Genomic DNA, 21,945 nt, shown 5'->3' with positions numbered 1-21,945 from the left:
ACCACAAGACCGCTATGCCTCGGCCGGAGAGCCCTGATGATGCGACACCCTATCGATGACCGGCTGTGGGCCAAGTTCCACGGGCTCGAAGACCTGGGGCCCTACCCCGTCATCTGCCACCTGATCGACACGGCGATGATCGTCCGCGAGCTGTGGGACAACTACCTCACCGCCGGCCAACGCCACCTCATCGCCACCGGCTGGGGGATCCGCGAGTCACACGCACGGCACCTGCTCATGTTCTGGGCCGGGCTCCACGACCTGGGCAAAATCTGCCCGGCCTTCACCCACCAAGCCCAGCTGGCAGCAGCCGGCCTCCGCGCAGACCCCGCCTACTCCATGCCGGACGACAGCACCTCTATCCGCCACGAACGCGTCTCCCACCTGACCGTACCCGCGCTGCTCGCACAAGCGGGCTACCCGACCGACGGCCGCCCCCTGCGCTCGATCGCCCACCAGATCGGGCAGATCCTCGGCGGCCACCACGGCACCTACGGCGACGCCCTCGACGCTCATACCCTGGCCAGCCCCCACGACCAGGAACCCCGCGTCGGGGAGGAGGGCTGGAACGAGCAACGGGCAGCCCACCTGAACACCATGCACACCCTGTGCGCCAGCCCCGAACCCCCCACCCGGTTCGCCCCCGCGGGAACCTGCCTCATCGCCACGGGACTGATCGTCCTCGCCGACTGGCTCGCCTCCCGCATCTCCTGGGTCCGCTCCCGCCACCAGGAACGCGAGCACTCCCCCAACCCCCAGGACTGGCAAGCACACGCGCGGCGCGCCCGGAATGCCGCACCGAAGGCCCTCTCCGACGCCCAACTGGCAGCCCCGGTCTGGAAGCCGGCCGACTCGTTCACCGCGATGTTCCCGTTCATCACCCACCCCCATCCCCTCCAGACCGACCTCGCCCGGCACCTTCCCCAACACGTCAACGGTCCCGGCCTCGTCGTCATCACCGCCCCCACGGGCGACGGCAAGACGGAAACAGCGCTGTTCGCCGCACACATCCTCGGTCGCGCGTCGGGCACCGAAGGGCTCGGCGTGTTCCTGCCGACCATGGCCACCACCGACGCCATGCACACACGCATCTGCGAACACGTCGCCCAGAGCGCCGACATCCCCATGCCGGTCACCCTGCTGCACTCCATGGCCTGGCTCAACGCCACTTACAACGCCGACACCGACCGCATCCTCACCGACGCCCCCTTCTTCGCCGGGGAGTGGCTCAGAGGACGCCACTGCGGACTCCTCGCCGGCGCGGCCGTCGGCACCTGGGACACCGCAGCCCTGGCCGCATTCCCCCTCCGCCACAACGCCATGCGCTGGCTAGGCCTCACCGGCAAGACCATCATCATCGACGAGGCCCACGCCTACGACGCCTACGGACACCGTGTCACCGAACGCTTCCTGGAATGGCTGGGCCACACCCGAACCCCCGTGATCCTGCTGTCCGCCACCCTCACCGGCACCATCGCCACCCGCCTCGCCACCGCCTACCGCACCGGCGCCGGACACACCACCCTCGTCACCATCGCCCCCACCTACCCAGGCTGGACCCACATCGACGCCCAAACCGGCACCGTCACCACCAGCGACACCCTCGCAACCACCCGCGCCCGCCGCCTGGCCGTCAACCTCCACCACGTCCACCACCAAGCCGACCCGACCACCTCCGACAGCCGCCTCGCCACCATCACCCGCACCCTCCAGCCCATGATCGACGAAAGCCACGGCTGCGCAGCGATCGTCTGCAACACCGTCGCCGACGCCCAAGCCACCGCCCGCCACCTGCGGACTTCATGGACCGGCCCCGGCGCCCCACTCGTTCAACTACTCCACGCCCGAATGCCGGCAAGCCAACGCCAAGGCATCACACGTCGCATCGAAAACTGGGCAGGCAAACCCCGCGCCGCCCACACCACCGCCTCCGGCACCTACATCCCCGCCCGCGGCCGCCGCCCCACCCGACCGGTCATCGTCGTCGCCACCCAGGTCATCGAACAATCCCTCGACGTCGACTTCGACCACGTCATCACCGACCTCGCCCCCATCGCCCTCCTCCTCCAACGAGCCGGCCGCTGCCACCGCCACCCCCGCGCACACCGCCCCACATGGGCCCCCACCCCTGCCATGACCGTCCTCATCCCCACCGGGAACCTCCCACCACGCCAATGGGGCACCGTCTACAGCGAAACCCTCCTCGACCGCACCGTCACAGCCCTCCAGACCCTCCACCGCGGCATCTGCGCCATCCCCGCAGACGTCCAACACCTCGTCGACCACGTCTACACCATCGACTGGACCACCACCCCCGCTGCCAACGACCAAGCCACCGAACAAGCCCAGCGCGCCACCGCCGACACCGCCACCATCCCCACCCCCACCCGCCCCATCCGCGACCTCCGCCCCCTCACCACCATCGACAACCAAGACCTCATCGCCACCCGACTCGGCGCGGACACCACCCGCATCCTCCCCGTCTGGACCGACACCGACAGTCGAATCTGGCTCGATCGCAAAGCACGCCACCAACCCCTTCCCACCCACATCAGCCCCGCCGACACCAAAACCATCCGCAACCTGATGTCCCGCACCATCCAAATCGACCAACGCTGGCTCCAAGGACGCCACCCCGACACCGACACCCCAACCAGCTGGAGAAACATCGGCGCCCTGCGAGACGTCCTCCTCCTGCCCCAACGCACCACCCGCACAGGCACACAGCCTTACGGACTCAACGGCAGGACCATCCACCTCCACACCCTCGACGGCCTCGTACGCGACTAACAGACACTCCGCACGACACTGCACCTTGACAACAGGACCGAAGCCGAACCACGAACTCTCAGCGCAAGCAGAGGTAAACCGTGCTTGGGCCATGCGAAGACCACCAGCCAGCCATCCTCTCCGCGCGAGCGGAGGTGAGCCGCAGCTGGGGTTCACCGTCACGCACATGCCCGGGTCCTCTCCGCGAGCGGAGGTGAGCCGGCGGTGGACTGGTGGACGGGCCCAGACGTTCGGGTCCTCTCCGCGCGAGCGGAGGTGAGCCGCCGTTCACGGAGACGTGGAAGCCGGGCCCGAAGTTCTCTCCACGCGAGCGCAGCCAGACCGCCCGAGAGACAGGTGTCCCCTGGCACGCAACCGTGTCACCTCATCAACACCCCTCGCAGCGGCAGCGAGAGTGACCCCTCCCAAGCGCCCCAGCCGTTGCCACACCCTCTGACCTGCACTAACGTCGACGATCCGTCATCGCTTCCCGTGGAACCTCGCAGGGGCAAGGTTGGCAGTGCCGTCGGCGGCGACGGTGGAGACCCACGCGATCGGCAGGGGCACGACCACGGCGGTCATCAGCCGGCAGAAGGACGAGAACTGGATGGCTTGAGGGTCGAAGGCGACACGCATGATCATCCGTATCCCGCGTGCCCGTCGGATCTCCGATGGGCACGACAGACCGAACTCCACGGGTGATCGCGTTACGAGCTCGTAGGCTTCATGCTACTGAACTTGATCGGGTGTTGTCGGGCATACAGCTCATCGTGCTCCGCATGCCTTGCGCGATGATGAATCGTGTTCCCAGGCGATCGGAATCCGGTTCGTTGCACGGCGCCGGGACCGCTAGGGTCAGGCGGGTGAGTGATCCTCAGCCAGTCGTATGGCTACTTACCGGCATGCCCGGCTCAGGTAAGACCACCTTCGCGAAGGCGTTGGCACGAGGCGGTGTCGTCCGTCTGTCAGTGGATGAACAAATGACAGCCCGGCATGGACGGATCGGCAAGGACCACGCCGAGTACGAACACCTCGCGCTTCAGGCTCCCGTGATCGAGGACGTTCGGCGACAGCTCGTCGCACTCCTACGGGAAGGCCGTTCGGTAGTGCTGGATCACGGCCTGGGCACCCGTGCGGTCAGGGACGACTACAAGCAGCTGGTCACGGAGTATGGCGCCAGGTGGCGGCTCGTCCACTTCCAGGCTGATCACGATGAGTTGTTGCGGAGACTGGCCAAGCGGAACAACGAACAAGAACATGGCGTGATTTCGCCAGAGACGCTGGCCTGGATCGCCGAGCACTCTGAAGCCCCTGCGGGTGAGGGTGAAGAACCCCCGGTACTTCCAACCTCAGCCTGACAAAGCTCCCGGGCTGAGAAGGCTGCCGGTCACACAGGTCCGTCCCGGTCGATAGCCAGGCCAGATCAGGTGTCCAGCGCCAGGTCGGCGCCGGCAAGGCATCCGTCGATGAGGTGCGGCCGGTACTGGATCTTCCTGAGGCTACGCTTCACGGCGGTGGCGAGCTGGTCGAGGTTCGCGGCGGCAAGGTTGCCGATGGTCCGTTTCACCAGTGACCAGATGCCGTCCTGCGGGTTGAGGTCGGTTGCGTAGGAAGGGAAGTGGAAGACGGTCAGCCAGTCCTCGTTCGCGGCGATGAAGTCCTTCATCTGCGGCATGAGGTGGGTGCGCAGGTTGTTCCAGACCAGGACGATGGGGCCTGTGAGCTGGTTGTGGGCCCGCACGATGAGGTCGCGAAAGTCCTGCCAGGTGAAGCCCTTGGGCTCGCCTTTGCGGCCCCGGTGGACGTGGAAGCTGTAGATCAGCCGCGACCGCTCTCCGGAACGGAAGCAGGTCCTTCCCCGCCATCGAGACCCGTCCGGAGCCCCGGCCCCGGACGCGGACGACGGGCGTCTGGCCGACGCGGCCCCAGGACCTTGCGCGTGGCGGTTTCAGCGACTGGCTGGCCTCGTCCTCGAAGACGATCCAGGCACCGCGGGCCGCCGCCGTGCTTTTACCTGTGGCCACACCTCCTTCTTCCATAACTCCACTGCCTCGTCGTCACGTTCGATCGCCCGCCGAGCCGGCTGCTGCCAGGACCAGCCATGGCGTTTGAGTAGCCGCCACGTCCCCTCCACTGTGTAGCTGACGTGGAACAACCGTCCGATCAACGTCTTCACCCGGGCCAACGTCCACCGCTGGACCGCCCAGCCATGGGCGAGCGGACCACGCTCCAACTCCCGCTCCAGCCTGGCCATCTGGCAACTCGACAGCCTCGGACGCCCAGGCGAGCCCTTCGACCGGACCCCCTCCCGGCCCCGCTCCCGCCACTGCCGACGCCAGCGCTCCACCGACCGTTCGCTCACCCGAAGCGCGACCACGATCTCCCTGTTCTTCGCACCGCCCTCGAAGAGACCGACTGCCTCCAGCCGAACCCGCTCCCTAAGGGCTGTCCCGTAAAAGACCTTCGAGGCCCGCAGCGTGCTATCCCATGACAGCTCGGGCCGCGTCGAGAAAGGCCAGTCTGTTGTCCTCCAGGTAGTCGCGCACGCTCTCACCGTCGGGCAAGCCTTCCCACACGGTCCGGTTGAGGTCGAGGAAGTACTTGCGTGCCGCGTCGTGCACGGGCAGCGGAAACTGGATACGGATCAGCCGTTCCACGACCCAGAGTCTGTTCATGGAGTCTCGGGTCGTGAGGAACCAAGGGGTCATGTCGTCCCACTCGTGCGGCCGACTGAAGGCCGCACGCTCCGCCTCGGCCCCCACCTCGACGAACCGCTCCAGCAGCGTAAGCCGCTCCGCACGCCGGGCCTCCGACAACTCGGTCTGCTGCCGCCGCTGCTCCGTCCGCTCAGCCGACCGCTGCGTTGCAAACTGGACGAGGAAGGACAGCGCGCCACCGAGCGCGACGCCGCCCAACGATATGAGTGACACCCAAACTTGACCAGACATGGTAGCTATCGTTCCACGCTGTCGATCTTTAAGTGCCGCCTCTCAGTCGATCTTTGAGTCGCTGCGAACATGGTCAGTCGTTGCGCAGTTTGCTCGTCTATCCAGTGAGGGTGAGGTTGTGCAGGCGGGCGATGCCGAGCATGGCGTGGTGGACACCGTCGCCCTTGAGGCGGCAGTCGCGGAGGATCTTCCAGGTCTTCATGCGGGCGAAGGCGTGCTCGACGCGAGCCCGGATCTGCTTGTGCGAGCGGTTGTGTTCCTGCTTCCAGTCGGGGAGTTCCTCACCGGCCCGGCGGCGGTGCGGCATCACCAGGCCGGTTCCCGGATAGCCGCCGTCGGCGATCGTCACGGTCTTCCCGACAGCGGTCTTGGCCCCGGATTCCTCCCACGCCCTGCAGTCGTTGCGGTTACCGGGCAGGGGCTGGCCGACCACGACGATCAGACGGGTGTCGGCATCGATGACGACCTGGTGGTTGGTGGAGTACCTGTAGTTCTTGGACTGTTCGGCGATCGTGTGGTCGCGGGTGGGGACCAGGGTGCCGTCCACGATGAGTACCGTGTCTTTCCCGAAGCGACGCCTGGGCTGGAGCGCGAGGAGCGGGCCAAGTTGGTCGATGATCCGGTCGGCCGCCGACTTCGAGACTCCGAAGAGCGGGGCTATCTGGCGCATCGTCAAGTTCGTCCGCCAGTACGCCGCGACCAGCAGTACCCGGTCCCCCAGCGGCAGCCCCCACGGCCGCCCCTTACGCACCGCGTCCGCACCCTCGCGGCGCAGCGCGGTCACCAACTTCCCGAAGCATCGTGGGCTCATCCCGGTGAACGGGGCTATCCAGGACGGCTCCGACGCCGTGATCACACCAGACACAGCGAGATCATCTCAACTGCTGGCCATTCGCGGTGGCTTCTCGCGGCTGGCTTCGTTCGCTTTCAGTAGCAGCGTTCGCCTGATTGCTTGAGCAGCGGTGGCCCGTGAGCCAGGAGTGTGGGTAGTGGAGACTGCTTTGCGCCCTGTGCGATCGGCATGGATGCTGGCTCGCCGGAGGTACTGAAGATGATCAACGTTGTGTTGAAGCTGTCAGCCCGTGATTTGGTGCATGCGGACCTGGCGTCGTGCGGGTGGGCAGGGTCTGACCGCCACCTGGCCGGCGTCGCAAAGCAGTTGGAACGTGCCCGGATCGGCGAGGTCGACTACCTTGCGGTCTGCCCTGCAATGGACATCCCTGTGGCGAAGGGCGGCGTCGACTACCAGGCCAAGGAGGGTGTCGGCACTTTGTGGCAGCTGGCAGTCCACCCCGCATTACAGTCGTGCGGGATCGGCACGTTCCTTGTTGAAGCCGCAGAACTGCGGATCAGGAACCGCGGTCTGCGGCAGGCCGAGCTCGGTGTGGAGGAAAGCAACCCCCGGGCACGTGCGCTATACGAAAGGCTGGGTTACGTCGCGTACGACCGTCAGCCGGACTCGTGGGACGAGCAAGCCCCTGATGGATCGTTGCGCCGCTACGAAACGATGTGCACGTTGATGCGGAAGGAACTCACGTAGCCTCAGTCACCTTCGCGGGATCTGTCAGCGGACGCGTCGTCCTTCGCCCTGCACGTGCATGCCAAGGCACGTGCAGGCCAAGGCACGTGCGTGCTCGATGGACCCAACCGGAGCCTGTGGGGCGGCTCGCCCGACGGTGAGAGTGTGCGGGGCGTGGCGACGCAGCCCGAGCGGTCACGAGATAGCCCACCACTGACCCCAACGATCTTTTACGGGACAGCCCTTAGCAGCCCTCTTCACGTCGTTCAAGCCGCCGCCCTGCGCGTATCTCACAAACCACAATTACCGACCAGCCCTACGCACCGTCAGGCAAATGCCCCGACATCACTCAATCAAGTTCAGTATCAACTCGTACGAATTACGCAGGATATTCGGCCCCGCCAACCGAACTAGCGGTTGAACCATAGCTACTTCGGTTCCCGACCGTGTCCTTATCAGCCCCCGGTGGTGAAGGTTGAGCTGCGCTTCGACCGGCCTTCCACTCGTCGCATTGCGTCAGGTCCCAAAGGGAGAGAAAGCACCCCCAGGAGCCAGACCGCGTGAGAGGTGGGCCAGCCTTGGGTGCGGCGAGCACTTGAACCGTAGCGCTCCAGCTATGCCATTCTTCGACCGAGCGATTCCCTCTCGGCAGAGCGTTCCGGAGTGGCATCCGCAGAGGCACCCAAACTTCTCACTGTGCTCCGGGTTCGCGCTTTTACGGCAACCGCACCGTTCTGACTGGCCCTTCAGGGATGCCAGACCATTGGATGCGGAACCGGGATCCCCTATTCGTATCGCGATCTCATCTTCAAGGAGGGTTCACGCGACCCCTTCCCGCCCCGCAGGTCCATCACACCTCTGCGAAGGCAGGGTTTTGGCGATGGCTTCGTCGATCAGGCTGTCGCGAGAAATGAGTGTCCACGTCGCACCGGAGGCTGTTCGATCGATGAGGAGCTCCGCCATCGGGACTGCACTTTCCTGCTCATCGATCCAATTCACTTCAATCTCTCTCTTCTTGTCAGAATCTTGCTCTCCACCCTCCCTCTGGCGTCCGGCTTGGCCGCGCCGAATATCTGGGATAGTGAGGCTCGATCGAGTAGATGATCTTTTCTTCAGCGGACCACCCACTCGAGCCCTCCGTTACAGCATGTCCGTCGGGTCTGTTCGGGCCCGTGCATGAACCCGGGCACCCAACGCACAGGTGCCTTGGCAGGGAAGAGAGTCACCCGGACACCGAAATCAATCAGGATCTCTTTCCGGGCCTGTACATCCGGTGCGCGGAACCAGCGGTCCGCGACGGTCTCACCCGTCGGCCGCCGGACCATGCCTGGTGTTGCTGAGGCTCGGTCTCAAGCGCGGCAAGTTCACGGCCCAGGGCCGCGTAGCGCTCACGGAACCAAGAGGCGTCATCCGAGGAGTCGTACAGCCCAGCCTCTCGGTCGGCTCGAAGCCGCACACGGTTGGCCCGCGTCTCGGCGATGCGCTCGGGTATCCCGTCTCCGGGGTCGTGCACCGTCTCGAAGCTCAGGCCATCGCCTAGCTTGCGAAGAAACCATTCCTCGACGTAGGAGTCGAGGAGGTGGGCCTGGATCAGTGGCGAGGGACGGCAGTTCTGGGACTGTAGCGACCCCTTGTTCCGGGTGGTGCAGGTGTAGCGCGGAGGCGCGTCCTTTGACGTCTGGGTGTAGAGCCGGGCGTGGCACTGCCCGGGCGGGTGCGGCTCGACGTGGTCGACCTTGCCCCCCATGACCTTCCACACGTACTGGAAGCCGTAGGACGGCTTGCCCTTCGGCCGGCCTGCTGCCCTGATCTTGACCGTGGCGTCGCGGTTGCGGCGCTGGATCGCGCGCAGTTCCATCTGCGCGCCCCAGGCTTCCATGGTGAACCGGTTCTCGTCTGCCGAGTCGTCCAGCTCCCACGGACCGTCGTGTCCGTACGTGACGAGCATCTTCTTCTCGTCCCGCATCTTGTATCCAGTGTTCAGGCAGTCGACGACGTTGCGCCCCAGCCGATCTACGGCGGCCGCGACGAGACCGTCATAGGGGCCCTTCTCGTCACGGAGCCAGGAACCCAGCTTCGGGCGGGACACGGGGTCAGTGGCGCCCGAGACTTCCCAGTCGTCTGCCCAGCCAATGATGTGCGCGCCCACGGACGCGGCAGCAGCAAGCACATTCTCCCGCTGGCGCTCAGGGGACGAAGTCGCCAGCTTCACGCGCGACAGTCGCCGCACTCCGAGCAGGCATTTGCCACATCCGTCGTAGGGACGCTCGATCGCATGTGGGGCCATACCGCGCGAGACTCTCTCCGCTCGCGCACGCATGGTACGGAGAAGCGGCGGCACAACACCTGGGAGCGATCTTGGTCAGCCCAGGAAGCTCAACCGCACCTGACGGTCCGTATTATCGATGTTCGTATCGACCAGACACACCGACTGCCACGTCCCCAGTTCCAGCCGCCCCCCGATCACCGGCAGTGTCGCGTGCGGCGGGACGAGGGCGGGGAGTACGTGGTCGCGGCCGTGTCCGGGGCTGCCGTGGCGGTGCTGCCAGCGGTCGTCGGAGGGAAGCAGGGTGTGGAGGGCGGCCAAAAGGTCCTCGTCGCTGCCCGATCCGGTTTCGAGGAGGGCGATACCGGCGGTCGCGTGCGGGACGAAGACGTTGAGCAGGCCGTCCCGGGCGGCTGCGGTCCGGGCGAGGAACTGCGCGCAGTCACGCGTCAGGTCGGTGACCGTCTCCGCCGATCCGGTGGTGATGTGCAGGACGCTGGTGGTGAAGGCAGGGGGCATGTACCCATCCTCCCGCCCCTCTGCCGAGATCGCCCGTCCACGTGCCGAGACACCATTGACCGTGTCGGCCGCGGCTGACTACGTTCGGCACCATGGTGCGTTCAGCTCTGCTCACTACGCGCGGTCACATCGACCTGCTGCGGGTGGCTTCCGCCGCGTGTTGTCGCGGCTGCTGACGTCTTTTCCGCACATCGCTTCCGCCGGTGAGCGGGCACTTCGCCCGTCTTCACCCGCCGCCGTACGTGTCTGCACGTACGCGCCCCGGTGCCCTCCACCTCGTCGACCGCGTGTCGTGACCCCCGCGCCGTAGCAGCGGCACGGCGTCACCCGCGACCGGGGTCGAGGTGCTCCTCCCCTGTCCGTGGACTGCTCGTGGAGCCCTCATGACCATCGGCCATGCCCTCTCTCCACCGGATACATCGCCGGAATCCGCCGGTGAGGAATCGCTTTCGTCCAGGAGCCCGTCGCTCGATCTGGAGCCGGTCGTCCGCGCCTCCGCCCGGGGTGCGCTCCTGCGCGCGGTGCCCCGTGGGATCCGCCGGACCTTCGGGCCGCTGCTGCTTCTCGTGCTGTGGCAGGTGCTCAGCGCCACCGGGGTTCTGCACCCCGACGTACTCGCGTCACCCGGCACCATCGCCCGTGCCGCCGCGGATCTGATCGCGGACGGGACGCTGCCGTCGGCGATGGGGATCTCGTTGCGGCGGGTGGCCGTGGGGCTGGTCGTCGGGGGTGTCGTCGGCACGGCGCTCGCGCTGGTCTCCGGGCTCTCACGGCTCGGCGAGGATCTCGTGGACGCGAGCGTGCAGATGCTGCGCACCGTTCCCTGGGTCGGGCTGATCCCCCTGTTCATCATCTGGTTCGGGATCGGTGAGGCACCGAAGGTGGCGCTCATCGCGCTCGGTGTGGCCTTTCATCTGTATCTCAATGTGTATGCGGGCATTCGCGGGGTCGACGCCCATCTCATCGAGGCAGGCGAATCGTTGGGGCTCGGCCGTTGGGGACTGATCAGGCATGTGGTGCTGCCGGGTGCGCTCCCAGGAGCGATGACGGGGCTGCGCTATTCGCTCGCCACCGCGTGGCTGGCGCTGGTCTTCGGTGAGTCCGTCAACGCCGATGCCGGGATCGGTTTCCTGATGAATCAGGCCCGGGAGTTCTTCCGCACCGACGTCATCGTCGTCTGCCTGGTCGTCTATGCCTGCCTCGGCCTCGCCGCCGATGCCGTCGTCCGCCTACTCGAAAGGCTGCTGCTGCAATGGCGACCGACCTTCACGGGAAAGTGAACTCCCCCGCACCGGCCGACCGGCCCGGGCCCGCCGTGCGGGTCGAGGGGCTGACCCGTTCCTTCGACGGACGCGCCGTCATCGACGGGCTCGATCTCACGCTGCGCGCCGGGGAGTTCACCGCCCTCCTCGGACGCAGCGGCTGCGGCAAGTCGACCCTGCTGCGGGTGCTGGCCGGGCTGGACCGGGAGATCGAGGGCACCGTGCTCGTCCCGAAGCGGCGTGCCGTCGCCTTTCAGGCACCCCGGCTGATGCCGTGGAAGAGGGTCTGGCGCAATGTGCTGCTGGGACTGCCGGGAAAGCCGGAACGGGCGGTCGCCGAACGCGCGTTGGCGGAGGTCGGGCTGCGGGAACGGTCGGGGGCCTGGCCCAGGACGCTCTCCGGTGGTGAGGCACAGCGCGCGTCTCTGGCTCGGGCGCTGGTGCGGGAGCCCGATCTGCTGCTGCTCGACGAACCGTTCGGCGCGCTCGACGCGTTGACCCGGATCAGGGCCCAGCAGCTGGTGGCCGAGCTCTGGCAGCGGCGTGGCTGCGCCGTGCTGCTGGTCACGCACGACGTGGACGAGGCGCTGCTGCTGGCCGACCGTGCGCTGGTCATGCGGGACGGTGCGATCGCGTACGAGACGCCCGTCGCCCTGGACCGGCCGCGCGCGGTGGGCAGTCCCGAGTTCGCCGCACTGCGTTCCCGGTTGTTGTCGGAGCTGGGCGTCGATACCGCCGCCGCACCCGCCGAAACCGCCTGAACAGCGACCCGCCGATCACCGACCTCCGGCGGCGCACGGGAGTCCCCGCGCGCCCCGAGAAGAGAGAAGCCGATGAGAAGCCGAACCCTGCCGGCCCTGCTCCTCCCCCTCACCCTGCTGCTGGCCGCCTGCGGCGGAGCCACGTCCGCCTCCACCGCGGACAACACCGACGGGAAGAGTGGTGTCGTCCTCCGTGTCGGCGACCAGAAGGGAGGCTACGAAGCGATCCTGCGTGCCTCCGGTGAACTGGACGACCTCGACTACCGGATCACCTGGTCGACCTTCACCTCGGGCCCGCCCCTGCTCGAAGCGATCAACGCCGAAGCTGTGGACATCGGGGGTGTCGGCAACACTCCGCCGGTCTTCGCCGCGGGGTCCGACTCCAAGATCGTCGTGGTGGGGGCCAGTCACGGCTCGTCCGCCGGTGAGGCGATCGTGGTCCCGAAGGATTCGCCGCTGCGGAGTCCGGCACAGCTCAAGGGCCGGTCGATCGCGGTGGCGCAGGGCAGTTCGGCCCACTACCAGCTGGTGGCCTCGCTGAAGAAGGCGGGACTCGGCATCTCGGACGTGAAGCTGAAGTACCTCCAGCCCGCCGACGCCCTGGCCGCCTTCAGCCGGGGCAAGGTCGATGCCTGGGCCATCTGGGATCCGTACACCTCGCAGGTGCTCCGCACCACGAACGCCCGGGTACTGACCACCGGTGAGGGCGTGGTGAACGGCCTCAGCTTCCAGGTGGCCTCGCCCTCCGCGCTGAAGGACGACAAGAAGTCCCGGGCCATCGGTGACCTGCTGCGCCGTCTGGAGCGTGCGCAGAGCTGGGTCTTCGAGCACCCGGAGGCGTGGGCGAAGGTCTGGGCGAAGGAGACCGGGCTGCCGTACGAGGTCGCCCTGGACTCGGTCGAGCGCAGCCACGGAACCCGGGTGCCCGTTGCCGTCGACACTGCCGCGGTCGCGTCCGAGCAGGCGATCGCCGACACCTTCGCCGATCTGAAGCTCGTTCCGCGGCGCTTCGCCTTCAAGGACTACGTCGACGCCCGCTTCAACCGTGATCTGCCCCCGTCCTCCACCACTCCCCGTTCGTACGGAAAGGCCTCGTCATGAATGTTCATCTGCATTGGTTCCTGCCCACGGGCGGTGACGGACGTACGCTCGTCGACCGGCACGCCTACACCGACGGCGGGATCAAGCGGAGCCGGATCACTCCGGTGAGCGGGGTGCGCGCACCCGACATCGAGTATCTGGCGCAGATCGCGAAGGCCGCCGAGCAGCTGGGGTTCGAGGCCGTGCTGACACCCACCGGGACCTGGTGCGAGGATGCCTGGCTGACGACAGTGGCGCTGGCGCAGCACACCGAACGCCTGAAGTTCCTCGTGGCGTTCCGGCCGGGGGCGATCTCACCGGTGCTCGCCGCGCAGATGGCGGCGACGTATCAGCGGATCACCCGGGGACGGTTGCTGCTCAATGTGGTGACGGGCGGCGATGCCACGGAGCAGCGGCGCTTCGGCGACCATCTCGACCACGACCGGCGCTATGCGCGGACCGCCGAATTCCTCTCGGTGGTGCGCGGCGCGTGGAGCGGGCGGCCCTACGACTTCGACGGTGAGCACTACCAGGTGGAGGGCGGGCTGACCGCGCTGCCGCCGGACCCGCTGCCCGACATCTTCTTCGGCGGGTCGTCGGCAGCGGCCGGTCCGGTGGCCGCCGCTCATGCCGATGTCTATCTGACCTGGGGCGAACCGCCGGCCGCGGTCAAGGAGAAGATCGACTGGATCCGCGGCCTGGCAGAGGAAGAGGGCCGTACGGTCCGCTTCGGCATCCGGCTGCACACCATTTCCCGCGACTCGTCGCGGGAGGCGTGGGCGACGGCGGACCGCTTGCTGGACGATCTCGACCCCGAGACGGTCGCCGCCGCTCAGCAGGCGTTGGGGCGGAGCGAGTCGGTCGGGCAGCAGCGCATGCTGGCCCTGCACGGCGGCTCACGCGACAAGCTGGAGATCGCGCCGAACCTGTGGGCCGGTGTCGGTCTGGTACGGGGCGGTGCGGGCACCGCGCTGGTCGGCAGTCACGCCGAGGTCGCCGACCGGATCGAGGAGTACCACTCCCTGGGCGTGGAGCACTTCGTGCTGTCCGGTTATCCGCATCTGGAGGAGGCGTACTGGTTCGGCGAGGGCGTGACGCCCGAGCTGGCGGCGCGTGGTCTGCTGACCACCGTACCGGCGTCGCCGCTGCTCAAGGTGCCTGCGGCGAACGGCCGACCGGCCTCCGCGCCGGGCGGGGCACCTCTCTTGATCGCCGGCGGTCGGTGAGCCGAGTGGTGCGGTGAGCCGAGTGGGGCCGTAAGCCCCTGGGGTCGTAAGCACTGGGGTCGTGAGCCCAGTGACCCGCGAGCCGTGCCCGGCGGTCGGCCGGTGGTCACCCTGCGCCGGTCCGGCGTCGGCCGTGCGTCGCCGCAGCGGTCGGGCGGTCGGTCGGGCGGTCGGGCGGTCGGGCGGTCGGCCGTGCGTCGCCGCACCGGTCCGGCGGTCGGGCCGTCGGCCGATGTGAGGGAACCATGCCGGGGCGCGGGAAGATCCCCGGCCCCCGAGAAGTTGGTAGAAGCGTGAACAACTTCGGGGTGGTCGCGGCAGTACGCACAGTCGATGTCGTCGTCATAGGCGCCGGACAGGCAGGACTGTCCGGCGCCTACCACCTGCGACGCGCCGGACTGGAACCCGACCGCGACTTCGTCGTGCTCGATCACGCCCCGCACCCCGGCGGCGCCTGGCAGTTCCGCTGGCCCTCGCTGACGTACGGCAAGGTCCACGGCATGCACGCGCTGCCGGGCATGGAACTCACCGGAGCCGACGACAGCCGCCCCTCGTCCGAGGTGATCAGCGCGTACTTCGCCACCTACGAGCGCACCTTCGACCTGCGCGTTCACCGGCCGGTCGAGGTGAGTGCCGTGCGCGAGGGAGACGGCGGACGGCTGCTCGTCGAGACGTCGGAGGGGACGTACGCCACCCGCGCCCTGATCAACGCCACCGGCACCTGGGACCGGCCGTTCTGGCCCCGCTGTCCGGGCCAGGAGACCTTCCGAGGGCGGCAGCTGCACACCGCGAACTATCCGGGGCCCACCGAGTTCGCCGGACAGCGCGTGGTGGTGGTCGGCGGCGGCGCCTCCGGCACGCAACATCTGATGGAGATCGCCCAGGTGGCGGCCGAGACGTACTGGGTCACGCGCCGGCCGCCCGTCTTCCGTGAGGGACCGTTCGGCGCGGAAGAGGGGCGCGCCGCCGTGGCACTGGTGGAGGAGCGGGTGCGGCGCGGGCTGCCGCCGCAGAGCGTGGTGAGTGTGACCGGACTCCCGCTCAACGACGCGATCCGGCGCGCCCGCGAAGAGGGCGTGCTCGACCGGTTGCCGATGTTCGACCGGATCACGCCGGGCGGCGTGGCATGGGATGACGGCCGGACGGTCGACGCGGATGTGATCCTCTGGGCGACGGGGTTCCGGGCCGCCATCGATCATCTCGCGCCGCTGAAGCTGCGCGAGCCGGGCGGCGGCATCCAGGTGGAGGACACACAGTCAGTACGGGACGAGCGCATCCATCTCGTCGGATACGGGCCGTCCGCCAGCACGATCGGCGCCAACCGGGCGGGGCGGTCCGCAGTGCGTGCGATCACCCGGCTGCTGGACACGCCCGAGCCGGAGCGGACCCCCGAGCCGGAGCGGATCCCTGAGCCGGTGTGGACCCCCGAGCCGGAGAGGACCCGTGAGCCGGAGCGGATCCCGGAGCCGGTGTGGACCCCTGAGCCGGTTCCTGCCGTGACCCGATCTCCGATACCTGGCATGACCCCATGAACAGAACATACGAACAGGGGATCGGGTGTTCGCTGGAACGCGTGATCGTTTCGCTGTTCGTTGCTCAACTCCGCCGGGCTGGTTGATGATTACAGGGCGCAAGCGACGGGCTGCAGACCGCGACTGCGCAGTCCCACATATGCACCGCGTACAAGGAGAATCACCGAATGAACGTCATCACCAACCTGCTGGCCGGCATCGTCCACTTCGTGGGTTGGCTCGTCTGACCATTGCTCCACCCGGCGCCGTCGCTTCCCGTCCCACGGGAGCGGCGGCGCCGCCGCGTGTACGGTCTCGGCGCAGCATGTCCGCTCCCATCGATCAGCTTGCCGCGGGAGCCAGTTGGCTGTCGCGCCGGACCAGGGCGGCATAGCGGCCACCCTGCTGAAGGAGTTCGTCATGGGTGCCGCGCTCGGCGGTCCGGCCGCCGTCCAGGACGACGATCTGGTCGGCGTCGCGGACGGTGGAGAGCCGGTGCGCGATGGTGATGGTGGTGCGCCCCGCGGACAGCGCGTCGATCGCCTCCTGGACAGCGAATTCGGTACGGGTGTCGAGGGCGCTCGTCGCTTCGTCGAGCACGAGGACGGGCGGGTCGCGCAGGATCGTACGGGCGATGGCGAGGCGCTGCTTCTCACCGCCGGAGAAGCGGTAGCCGCGTTCACCGACCAGGGTGTCGTAGCCGTCGGGCAGTGAGGCGATGTGGTCGTGGATCTGCGCCGCACGAGCGGCCGCCTCGATTTCGGCGTCCGTCGCGTCCGGCTTGGCGAAGCGCAGGTTCTCGGCGACCGAGGCATGGAAGAGATAGGTCTCCTGGGAGACCACGCCCACGGCCCGCGCCAGGGTGTCGAAGTCCAGATCGCGCACGTCGACGCCGTCGAGCGTGACCCGGCCGCCGGTGACGTCGTAGAGCCTGGGCACCAGATAGCTGAGCGTGGACTTGCCGGACCCGGTCGGACCGACGACCGCCAGGCTGCCTCCGGCCGGCACGGTCATATCGATGCCGGTAAGGGTGGGGCCGCTCTTCTCGTCGTAACTGAAGTCGACGTCCTCGAAGCGGATCTCACCGCGGATCCTCTCCAACCGGACGGGGTTCTCGGGCTCGGTGATGTCCACCTTGAGGTCGAGGTACTCGAAGATCCGCTGGAAGAGCGCGAGGGACGTCTGCATCTGCACGCCGGTGGAGAGCAGGCTCACGGCGGGCCGGAAGAGACCCTGCTGGAGCGAGACGAAGGCGACGAGCGTGCCGATGGAGACGGTGGGGCCGCCGGCCTGCAGGGCCAGGCCCGCTGCCCAGTAGATGACGGCGGGCATGGCGGCCATGACGATGCCGATCGTCGACATCCGCCACCGCCCGGCCATGCTGGAGCGCACTTCGAGGTCGACCAGCTTCTCGGACTCCTCGGCGAAACCCTTGGTGAGGGAGTCCGCCCGGCCCATCGTCCGGCCGAGCAGGATGCCACTGACCGAGAGCGACTCGGTGACCGTGGCCGCCATCGAGGCCATCTGCTTCTGACGCCGGGTGGTGATCTTCTTGCGCTCGCGGCCCACCTTGCGGCTGATCCAGACGAAGACCGGAAGCAGCAGGAGCGAGACGAGGGTGAGCCGCCAGTCGAGCGCCAGCATGGCGACGACCGTGGCGACGACCGCCGTGAGGTTGGAGACCAGCGACGTCGCCGTGGAGGTGACGGTCGCCTGCATGCCGCCGATGTCATTGGCGATGCGGGACTGCACCTCGCCGGTGCGGGTCCTGGTGAAGAAGGCGAGCGGCATCCGCTGGAGCTGGGCGTAGACCGCGGTGCGCAGGTCATGCATGACGCGCTGGCCCACCGTGGTGGAGATCAGGGTCTGCAGGACGCCGAAGACGCTGTTCATCACAGCGGTGACGACCATGCCGAGGGCGAGCAGCGACAGCAGTCCCGTACGCCCCTGGGGGATGGCGGTGTCCAGGATCTCGCGCAGCAGGAAAGGAGAGGCGACCGACACCAGCGACGCGGCGCCGACGAGCAGCCCGACCAGCGCGAGCCTGCCTCGGTAGGGACGGAAGAGGCGCAGGATGCGACGCACCTCGGCGGGCGGGCGACTCCCGTCCGGAGAGGGGGGCGTCCAGTTGATTTCTTCGGGTTTCATGGGCTCCTTCGTCGGGCGTGCGGCAACTCCGCGCAGGACCAGGGTCTCGGAACTGAGTCTCGGAACTGAGTCTCGGAACTGAGTCTCGGAACTGAGTCTCGGAACTGAGTCTCGGAACTGAGTCTCGGAACGGGGCCTCGGAACGGAGCCTCGGAACGGGACAGCCCGGAACAGGCAGAGCGTGCAACTCAAAGCTTTCGAGAGCATAGCTCATTGTTACCTATACTCACAATGCACAAGGTCCTGATATTGTTCCGCCCATGGACTCCTCCGACGCCGACGGCGTCCTCGCCGAGCAGTTGCTGCGGGTGACCCGCAGGCTCCAGCGGATTCAGAGCCGCCAGCTGGAACCGATCGGTATCACTCCCGCACAGTTCCGGCTGCTGCGCACCGTCGCTCATTACGACGGCCCGCCCCGGATGGCGGACCTCGCGCAGCGCCTGGATGTGGTTCCTCGTGCCGTGACCAGCCTGGTCGACGGCCTGGAGGCCAGCGGCCGGGTGCGCCGCGCCCCCGATCCGGACAGCCGCCGGGTGGTCCGGATCGAGATCACCGAGGAGGGTCTCGCCACCCTCCGGTCGCTGCGCGACGCGCGCCGGGCCGCCGCGGAGGAGATCCTGGCTCCATTGACCGCCGATCAGCGCGAGGTGCTGGGCGGGCTGCTGTCCGCCCTGGTCAACGGAATGCCGCAGCGCCGCTGCTGAACCCGCGGACCGGCGCGTCCACCCGCCGGGTGCCGCGCGAGGGCCGCCGCCGTACCGAAACGAACAGCCGAGGAGAGCCCGACATGCCACTGCTGGAGCCGAAGCCGGAAGCACTCCGCCCCGGTGCGGCGCGCACTCCGTCCCCGGACCGGGTTCATGACGCGCAGGCCCAGGGCACGCCCGAGCCGCTGCGCAGCGAGCTGACCGGGCTGCTGGGGCCGGAGAAGGTGCTGTGGAAGATCTCCGACCTGGTGAAGTACGCGTCCGACGCCAGTCCCTACCGGTTCGTCCCCCAGGTCGTCGTGGTTCCGGAGGACATCGACGACATCTCGGCGATCCTTTCGTACGCGCACGGCCGGGGCCGCGAGGTCGTCTTCCGGGCGGCCGGCACCAGTCTGAACGGCCAGGCCCAGGGCGAGGACATCCTGGTCGACGTACGCCACCACTGGACGGGCATCGAGGTCCTGGACGGCGGCGCGCGGGCCCGCGTCCGGCCGGGTACGACCATCCTGCGGGCCAACGCCACCCTCGCCCGGCACGGTCGGCTGCTGGGCCCCGACCCGGCCAGCGCCATCGCCTGCACCATCGGCGGAGTCGTCGCCAACAACGCCTCCGGAATGACCGCGGGAACGACGCGCAACGCCTACCGCACCGTCTCCTCCCTCACCTTCGTGCTGCCGAGCGGCACGGTCGTCGACACGGGCGACCCCGCGGCCGACGAGGACCTGGCCCGTGCCGAGCCGCTGCTGTGCGAGGGCCTGCTGGCGCTGAAGGCGGAGATCGAGGCCGATCCCGGGCTCACCGCCCGGATCCGCGCCAAGTACGAGATCAAGAACACCAACGGCTACCGACTCGACGCCTTCCTGGACGGCTCGACGCCCGTCCAGATCCTTCGGGGACTGATGGTCGGCTCGGAGGGCACCTTCGGCTTCATCTCCGAAGTCGTGTTCGACACTCTGCCACTGGACCGCCACGTCTCCACCGCCCTGCTGTTCTTCCCCTCCCTGACCTCGGCCGCGGCCGCCGTGCCCCGCTTCAACGAAGCAGGGGCGATCGCCGTCGAGCTGATGGACGGCAATACGCTGCGCGCGTCGGTGAGCGTCCAGGGTGTGCCCGCCGACTGGGCCGAGCTGCCCAAGGAGACCGCGGCGCTGCTGGTCGAGTTCCGGGCTCCGGACGAGGCGGGCCGGGAGGCGTACGAGCGCGCGGCGGCAGCCGTCGTCGAAGGGCTCGACCTGGTCGTGCCCGTGGCCTCGGTCAGCAATGAATTCACACGCGACGCGAAGGTGATCTCGGGCTACTGGAAGGCCCGCAAGGCGTTCGTCACCGCGGTCGGCGGCTCCCGGCCCTCGGGGACGACGCTGATCACGGAGGACTTCGCGGTGCCGCCCTCCCGCCTGGCCGATGCCTGCGAGTCCCTCCTCGCGCTCCAGGCGGAGCACGGATTCGACGCCGCCGTCGCCGGCCACGCGGCCCACGGCAATCTGCACTTCCTGCTGGCCTTCGACGCGGCGCAGCCGTCCGACGTCGACCGCTACGCCGCGTTCATGGACGACTTCTGCCGACTGACCGTGGAGCGCTTCGACGGCTCCCTGAAGGCGGAACACGCCACCGGCCGCAACATCGCGCCCTTCCTGGAACTGGAGTGGGGCCCGAAGGCGACCGGGTTGATGTGGCGCACGAAGCAGATCATCGATCCCGACGGGGTCCTGGCTCCCCGCATCGTCCTCGACCGCGATCCGAAGGCCCACCTGCGCGGGTTGAAGACCATTCCCGAGGTCGAGCCGATCGCCGACCCCTGCATCGAGTGCGGCTTCTGCGAGCCCACCTGTCCCAGCCACGACCTGACCACCTCACCGCGCCAACGCATCGTGCTGCGCCGGGAGATGATGCGGCAGCAGGGCGGCTCGCCGGTCGAGGCACATCTTCTCGACGCATACGGCTACGACGCCGTCGACACCTGTGCGGGCGACTCGACGTGCAAGCTGGCCTGCCCGGTCGGCATCGACACCGGAGCCCTGATGAAGGACTTCCGCCACCAGCGCCACTCGCCGCGCGAGGAACGGATCGCGGCGCTCACCGCGAAGAACTTCAAGGCGGTGGAGGCGGCGGCCCGGCTCGCGGTCGCCGCGGCCGACCGGATCGGGGACCGGCTGGGAGACGGGCCGCTGGAAACCATCACCGGGCTCGCCCGCAAGGCCGTACGCCCCGATCTGGTGCCCGAATGGCTGCCCGAGATTCCCGGCGCCGCCGCCCGGAAGCTGCCTCGTACCTCCCGCGTCGGGGCGAGCGCCGTCTACTACCCGGCATGTGTGAACCGCATCTTCGGCGGTCCCGAGGGCCACCGCGGCCCGTCGCTTCCGCAGGCCGTCGTGGCCGTCTCCGCCCGCGCCGGAAAGCCGGTGTGGATCCCGGACGATGTCGCGGGGACCTGCTGCGCGACGATCTGGCACTCCAAGGGGTACGACGACGGCAACACCGTCATGGCCAACCGCATCGTGGAAGCGGCCTGGGGCTGGACGGCCGGCGGGAAACTGCCCCTGGTCGTCGACGCCTCGTCGTGCACGCTGGGCATCGCCCATGAGGTGGTGCCGTATCTCACGGACGACAACAAGGAGTTGCACCGGGAGCTGACGATCGTCGACTCCCTGGTCTGGGCGGCCGACGAGTTGCTTCCCGAGCTGACCGTGCTCCGCAAAATCGATTCGGCGGTCCTGCATCCGACGTGTTCCATGCAGCATCTGGACGACGTGGAGCACCTGCGCACGGTCGCGGAGGCCTGCGCGGAGGAGGTCGTGATCCCCGACGACGCCGGGTGCTGCGCCTTCGCGGGCGACCGCGGCATGCTCCACAAGGAACTCACGGCCTCCGCGACGGCGAAGGAGGCCGCCGAGGTGAACGCGCGGGAGTACGACGCCCATCTCTCGGCCAACCGGATGTGCGAGATCGGTATGGACCGGGCCACGGGGCAGACGTACTACTCGGTGCTGATGGAGCTGGAGCGGGCCACGCGGCCAGGGGCCGTTGTGCGCTGATCTCCGCGACCGTCCGGTGACCGGCCCTTCCCGGGTCGGCCGGCGTTCCCGCTGATGTTCCCGAGAGCCGGGTGGGCTCGGTCATGGCCGAGCCCACCCGGCTTTTGCCGTGCACGAAAGTCCATGGTTTGGGAGCAGGAGTCCAATCGTTCCCCTTGCGTATCAGCAGGCTCAACTACCAAGGTCCTTGACGAGGT

The 21,945-nt window shown here is 68.2% G+C and carries 19 protein-coding genes; 11 read left to right on the top strand and 8 right to left on the bottom strand.

The window, feature by feature from the left end:
- Positions 1-36: 36 nt before the first annotated feature.
- The gene (gene cas3 / locus ACFVUT_RS22100; protein ID WP_389659016.1) at positions 37-2,790 is read left to right on the top strand and encodes a CRISPR-associated helicase Cas3'; all 2,754 of its coding nucleotides are present in this window, start codon (positions 37-39) and stop codon (positions 2,788-2,790) included.
- A gap of 459 nt (positions 2,791-3,249) precedes the next feature.
- Here cas3 and ACFVUT_RS22095 read toward each other — a convergent pair whose 3' ends face one another.
- On the bottom strand, positions 3,250-3,405 hold the full coding sequence (locus ACFVUT_RS22095) for a hypothetical protein (protein WP_389659013.1): 156 nt from the start codon (positions 3,403-3,405) through the stop codon (positions 3,250-3,252).
- Between the two features lie 227 nt (positions 3,406-3,632).
- Here ACFVUT_RS22095 and ACFVUT_RS22090 point away from each other — a divergent pair, with 227 nt between their 5' ends.
- Complete coding sequence (locus tag ACFVUT_RS22090) at positions 3,633-4,127, top strand: ATP-binding protein (RefSeq protein WP_358952448.1); 495 nt, start codon at positions 3,633-3,635, stop codon at positions 4,125-4,127.
- 65 nt (positions 4,128-4,192) lie between these two features.
- Here the strand turns inward: ACFVUT_RS22090 and ACFVUT_RS22085 are convergent, their stop codons facing one another.
- The 4 genes from ACFVUT_RS22085 to ACFVUT_RS22070 all read right to left on the bottom strand — a co-directional run bounded on the left by ACFVUT_RS22085 (position 4,193) and on the right by ACFVUT_RS22070 (position 6,582).
- Entirely contained in the window at positions 4,193-4,510 is a 318-nt protein-coding gene (locus ACFVUT_RS22085) for a transposase (RefSeq protein WP_389659010.1), read from the bottom strand.
- Between the two features lie 207 nt (positions 4,511-4,717).
- Positions 4,718-5,245, bottom strand: a complete 528-nt coding sequence (locus ACFVUT_RS22080) for a winged helix-turn-helix domain-containing protein (RefSeq protein WP_389659043.1) — start codon at positions 5,243-5,245, stop codon at positions 4,718-4,720.
- A gap of 4 nt (positions 5,246-5,249) precedes the next feature.
- Positions 5,250-5,717 (bottom strand): hypothetical protein, encoded by a 468-nt coding sequence (locus ACFVUT_RS22075; protein WP_389659007.1) that lies wholly within the window; start codon positions 5,715-5,717, stop codon positions 5,250-5,252.
- A 97-nt stretch (positions 5,718-5,814) separates the two neighbouring features.
- Complete coding sequence (locus tag ACFVUT_RS22070) at positions 5,815-6,582, bottom strand: transposase (RefSeq protein ID WP_389659003.1); 768 nt, start codon at positions 6,580-6,582, stop codon at positions 5,815-5,817.
- A 186-nt stretch (positions 6,583-6,768) separates the two neighbouring features.
- Between ACFVUT_RS22070 and ACFVUT_RS22065 the strand changes: the two genes are divergently transcribed.
- Positions 6,769-7,257, top strand: a complete 489-nt coding sequence (locus ACFVUT_RS22065; protein ID WP_389659000.1) for a GNAT family N-acetyltransferase — start codon at positions 6,769-6,771, stop codon at positions 7,255-7,257.
- Positions 7,258-8,479: 1,222 nt separating this feature from the next.
- Here the strand turns inward: ACFVUT_RS22065 and ACFVUT_RS22060 are convergent.
- Both ACFVUT_RS22060 and ACFVUT_RS22055 read right to left on the bottom strand, forming a co-directional pair.
- A complete protein-coding gene (locus tag ACFVUT_RS22060; RefSeq protein ID WP_389658997.1) occupies positions 8,480-9,523 on the bottom strand; it encodes a recombinase family protein in 1,044 nt (347 codons plus the stop codon).
- A 75-nt stretch (positions 9,524-9,598) separates the two neighbouring features.
- Entirely contained in the window at positions 9,599-10,021 is a 423-nt protein-coding gene (locus ACFVUT_RS22055) for a secondary thiamine-phosphate synthase enzyme YjbQ (protein ID WP_389658994.1), read from the bottom strand.
- 92 nt (positions 10,022-10,113) lie between these two features.
- On the opposite strand from ACFVUT_RS22055, the gene ACFVUT_RS22050 reads away from it, so the two are divergent.
- The 6 genes from ACFVUT_RS22050 to ACFVUT_RS22025 all read left to right on the top strand — a co-directional run bounded on the left by ACFVUT_RS22050 (position 10,114) and on the right by ACFVUT_RS22025 (position 15,882).
- The gene (locus ACFVUT_RS22050) at positions 10,114-10,197 is read left to right on the top strand and encodes a putative leader peptide (RefSeq protein WP_389659041.1); all 84 of its coding nucleotides are present in this window, start codon (positions 10,114-10,116) and stop codon (positions 10,195-10,197) included.
- Between the two features lie 207 nt (positions 10,198-10,404).
- Complete coding sequence (locus ACFVUT_RS22045) at positions 10,405-11,301, top strand: ABC transporter permease (RefSeq protein WP_389658991.1); 897 nt, start codon at positions 10,405-10,407, stop codon at positions 11,299-11,301.
- Positions 11,274-12,044 (top strand): ABC transporter ATP-binding protein, encoded by a 771-nt coding sequence (locus ACFVUT_RS22040; RefSeq protein ID WP_389658988.1) that lies wholly within the window; start codon positions 11,274-11,276, stop codon positions 12,042-12,044. The genes ACFVUT_RS22045 and ACFVUT_RS22040 overlap by 28 nt, the downstream gene beginning before the upstream one ends.
- A gap of 72 nt (positions 12,045-12,116) precedes the next feature.
- Entirely contained in the window at positions 12,117-13,145 is a 1,029-nt protein-coding gene (locus ACFVUT_RS22035; protein WP_389658985.1) for an ABC transporter substrate-binding protein, read from the top strand.
- Complete coding sequence (locus ACFVUT_RS22030) at positions 13,142-14,350, top strand: LLM class flavin-dependent oxidoreductase (protein ID WP_389658982.1); 1,209 nt, start codon at positions 13,142-13,144, stop codon at positions 14,348-14,350. Before ACFVUT_RS22035 ends, ACFVUT_RS22030 begins: the two co-directional genes overlap by 4 nt.
- Before the next feature lie 293 nt (positions 14,351-14,643).
- The gene (locus ACFVUT_RS22025; RefSeq protein WP_389658979.1) at positions 14,644-15,882 is read left to right on the top strand and encodes an NAD(P)-binding domain-containing protein; all 1,239 of its coding nucleotides are present in this window, start codon (positions 14,644-14,646) and stop codon (positions 15,880-15,882) included.
- A 321-nt stretch (positions 15,883-16,203) separates the two neighbouring features.
- On the opposite strand, the gene ACFVUT_RS22020 is transcribed toward ACFVUT_RS22025, so the two are convergent.
- Positions 16,204-18,009: an ABC transporter ATP-binding protein gene (locus ACFVUT_RS22020; RefSeq protein WP_389658977.1), complete on the bottom strand. Its 1,806-nt coding sequence runs from the start codon at positions 18,007-18,009 to the stop codon at positions 16,204-16,206.
- 260 nt (positions 18,010-18,269) lie between these two features.
- Between ACFVUT_RS22020 and ACFVUT_RS22015 the strand changes: the two genes are divergently transcribed.
- Together ACFVUT_RS22015 and ACFVUT_RS22010 are read left to right on the top strand one after the other, a co-directional pair.
- Entirely contained in the window at positions 18,270-18,713 is a 444-nt protein-coding gene (locus tag ACFVUT_RS22015) for a MarR family winged helix-turn-helix transcriptional regulator (RefSeq protein ID WP_389658974.1), read from the top strand.
- Between the two features lie 83 nt (positions 18,714-18,796).
- Entirely contained in the window at positions 18,797-21,748 is a 2,952-nt protein-coding gene (locus ACFVUT_RS22010; RefSeq protein ID WP_389658971.1) for an FAD-binding and (Fe-S)-binding domain-containing protein, read from the top strand.
- The last annotated feature ends 197 nt before the right edge of the window (positions 21,749-21,945 follow it).

The organism is Streptomyces sp. NPDC058051, assembly GCF_042885475.1.
GTDB lineage: Bacteria > Actinomycetota > Actinomycetes > Streptomycetales > Streptomycetaceae > Streptomyces.
The sequence above is the reverse complement of the archived record's forward strand: the minus strand, read 5'-3'. Positions and strand labels throughout refer to the sequence as shown.

Excerpts from the sequence above, each read along its gene's own strand:
- cas3 (WP_389659016.1), top strand. The coding sequence starts at position 37 with ATGATGCGACACCCTATCGATGACCGGCTGTGGGCCAAGTTCCACGGG.
- ACFVUT_RS22095 (WP_389659013.1), bottom strand. The coding sequence starts at position 3,405 with ATGCGTGTCGCCTTCGACCCTCAAGCCATCCAGTTCTCGTCCTTCTGC.
- ACFVUT_RS22075 (WP_389659007.1), bottom strand. The coding sequence starts at position 5,717 with ATGTCTGGTCAAGTTTGGGTGTCACTCATATCGTTGGGCGGCGTCGCG.
- ACFVUT_RS22065 (WP_389659000.1), top strand. The coding sequence starts at position 6,769 with ATGATCAACGTTGTGTTGAAGCTGTCAGCCCGTGATTTGGTGCATGCG.
- ACFVUT_RS22060 (WP_389658997.1), bottom strand. The coding sequence starts at position 9,523 with ATGGCCCCACATGCGATCGAGCGTCCCTACGACGGATGTGGCAAATGC.
- ACFVUT_RS22055 (WP_389658994.1), bottom strand. The coding sequence starts at position 10,021 with ATGCCCCCTGCCTTCACCACCAGCGTCCTGCACATCACCACCGGATCG.
- ACFVUT_RS22050 (WP_389659041.1), top strand. The coding sequence starts at position 10,114 with ATGGTGCGTTCAGCTCTGCTCACTACGCGCGGTCACATCGACCTGCTG.
- ACFVUT_RS22045 (WP_389658991.1), top strand. The coding sequence starts at position 10,405 with ATGACCATCGGCCATGCCCTCTCTCCACCGGATACATCGCCGGAATCC.
- ACFVUT_RS22040 (WP_389658988.1), top strand. The coding sequence starts at position 11,274 with ATGGCGACCGACCTTCACGGGAAAGTGAACTCCCCCGCACCGGCCGAC.
- ACFVUT_RS22035 (WP_389658985.1), top strand. The coding sequence starts at position 12,117 with ATGAGAAGCCGAACCCTGCCGGCCCTGCTCCTCCCCCTCACCCTGCTG.
- ACFVUT_RS22030 (WP_389658982.1), top strand. The coding sequence starts at position 13,142 with ATGAATGTTCATCTGCATTGGTTCCTGCCCACGGGCGGTGACGGACGT.
- ACFVUT_RS22020 (WP_389658977.1), bottom strand. The coding sequence starts at position 18,009 with ATGAAACCCGAAGAAATCAACTGGACGCCCCCCTCTCCGGACGGGAGT.
- ACFVUT_RS22015 (WP_389658974.1), top strand. The coding sequence starts at position 18,270 with ATGGACTCCTCCGACGCCGACGGCGTCCTCGCCGAGCAGTTGCTGCGG.
- ACFVUT_RS22010 (WP_389658971.1), top strand. The coding sequence starts at position 18,797 with ATGCCACTGCTGGAGCCGAAGCCGGAAGCACTCCGCCCCGGTGCGGCG.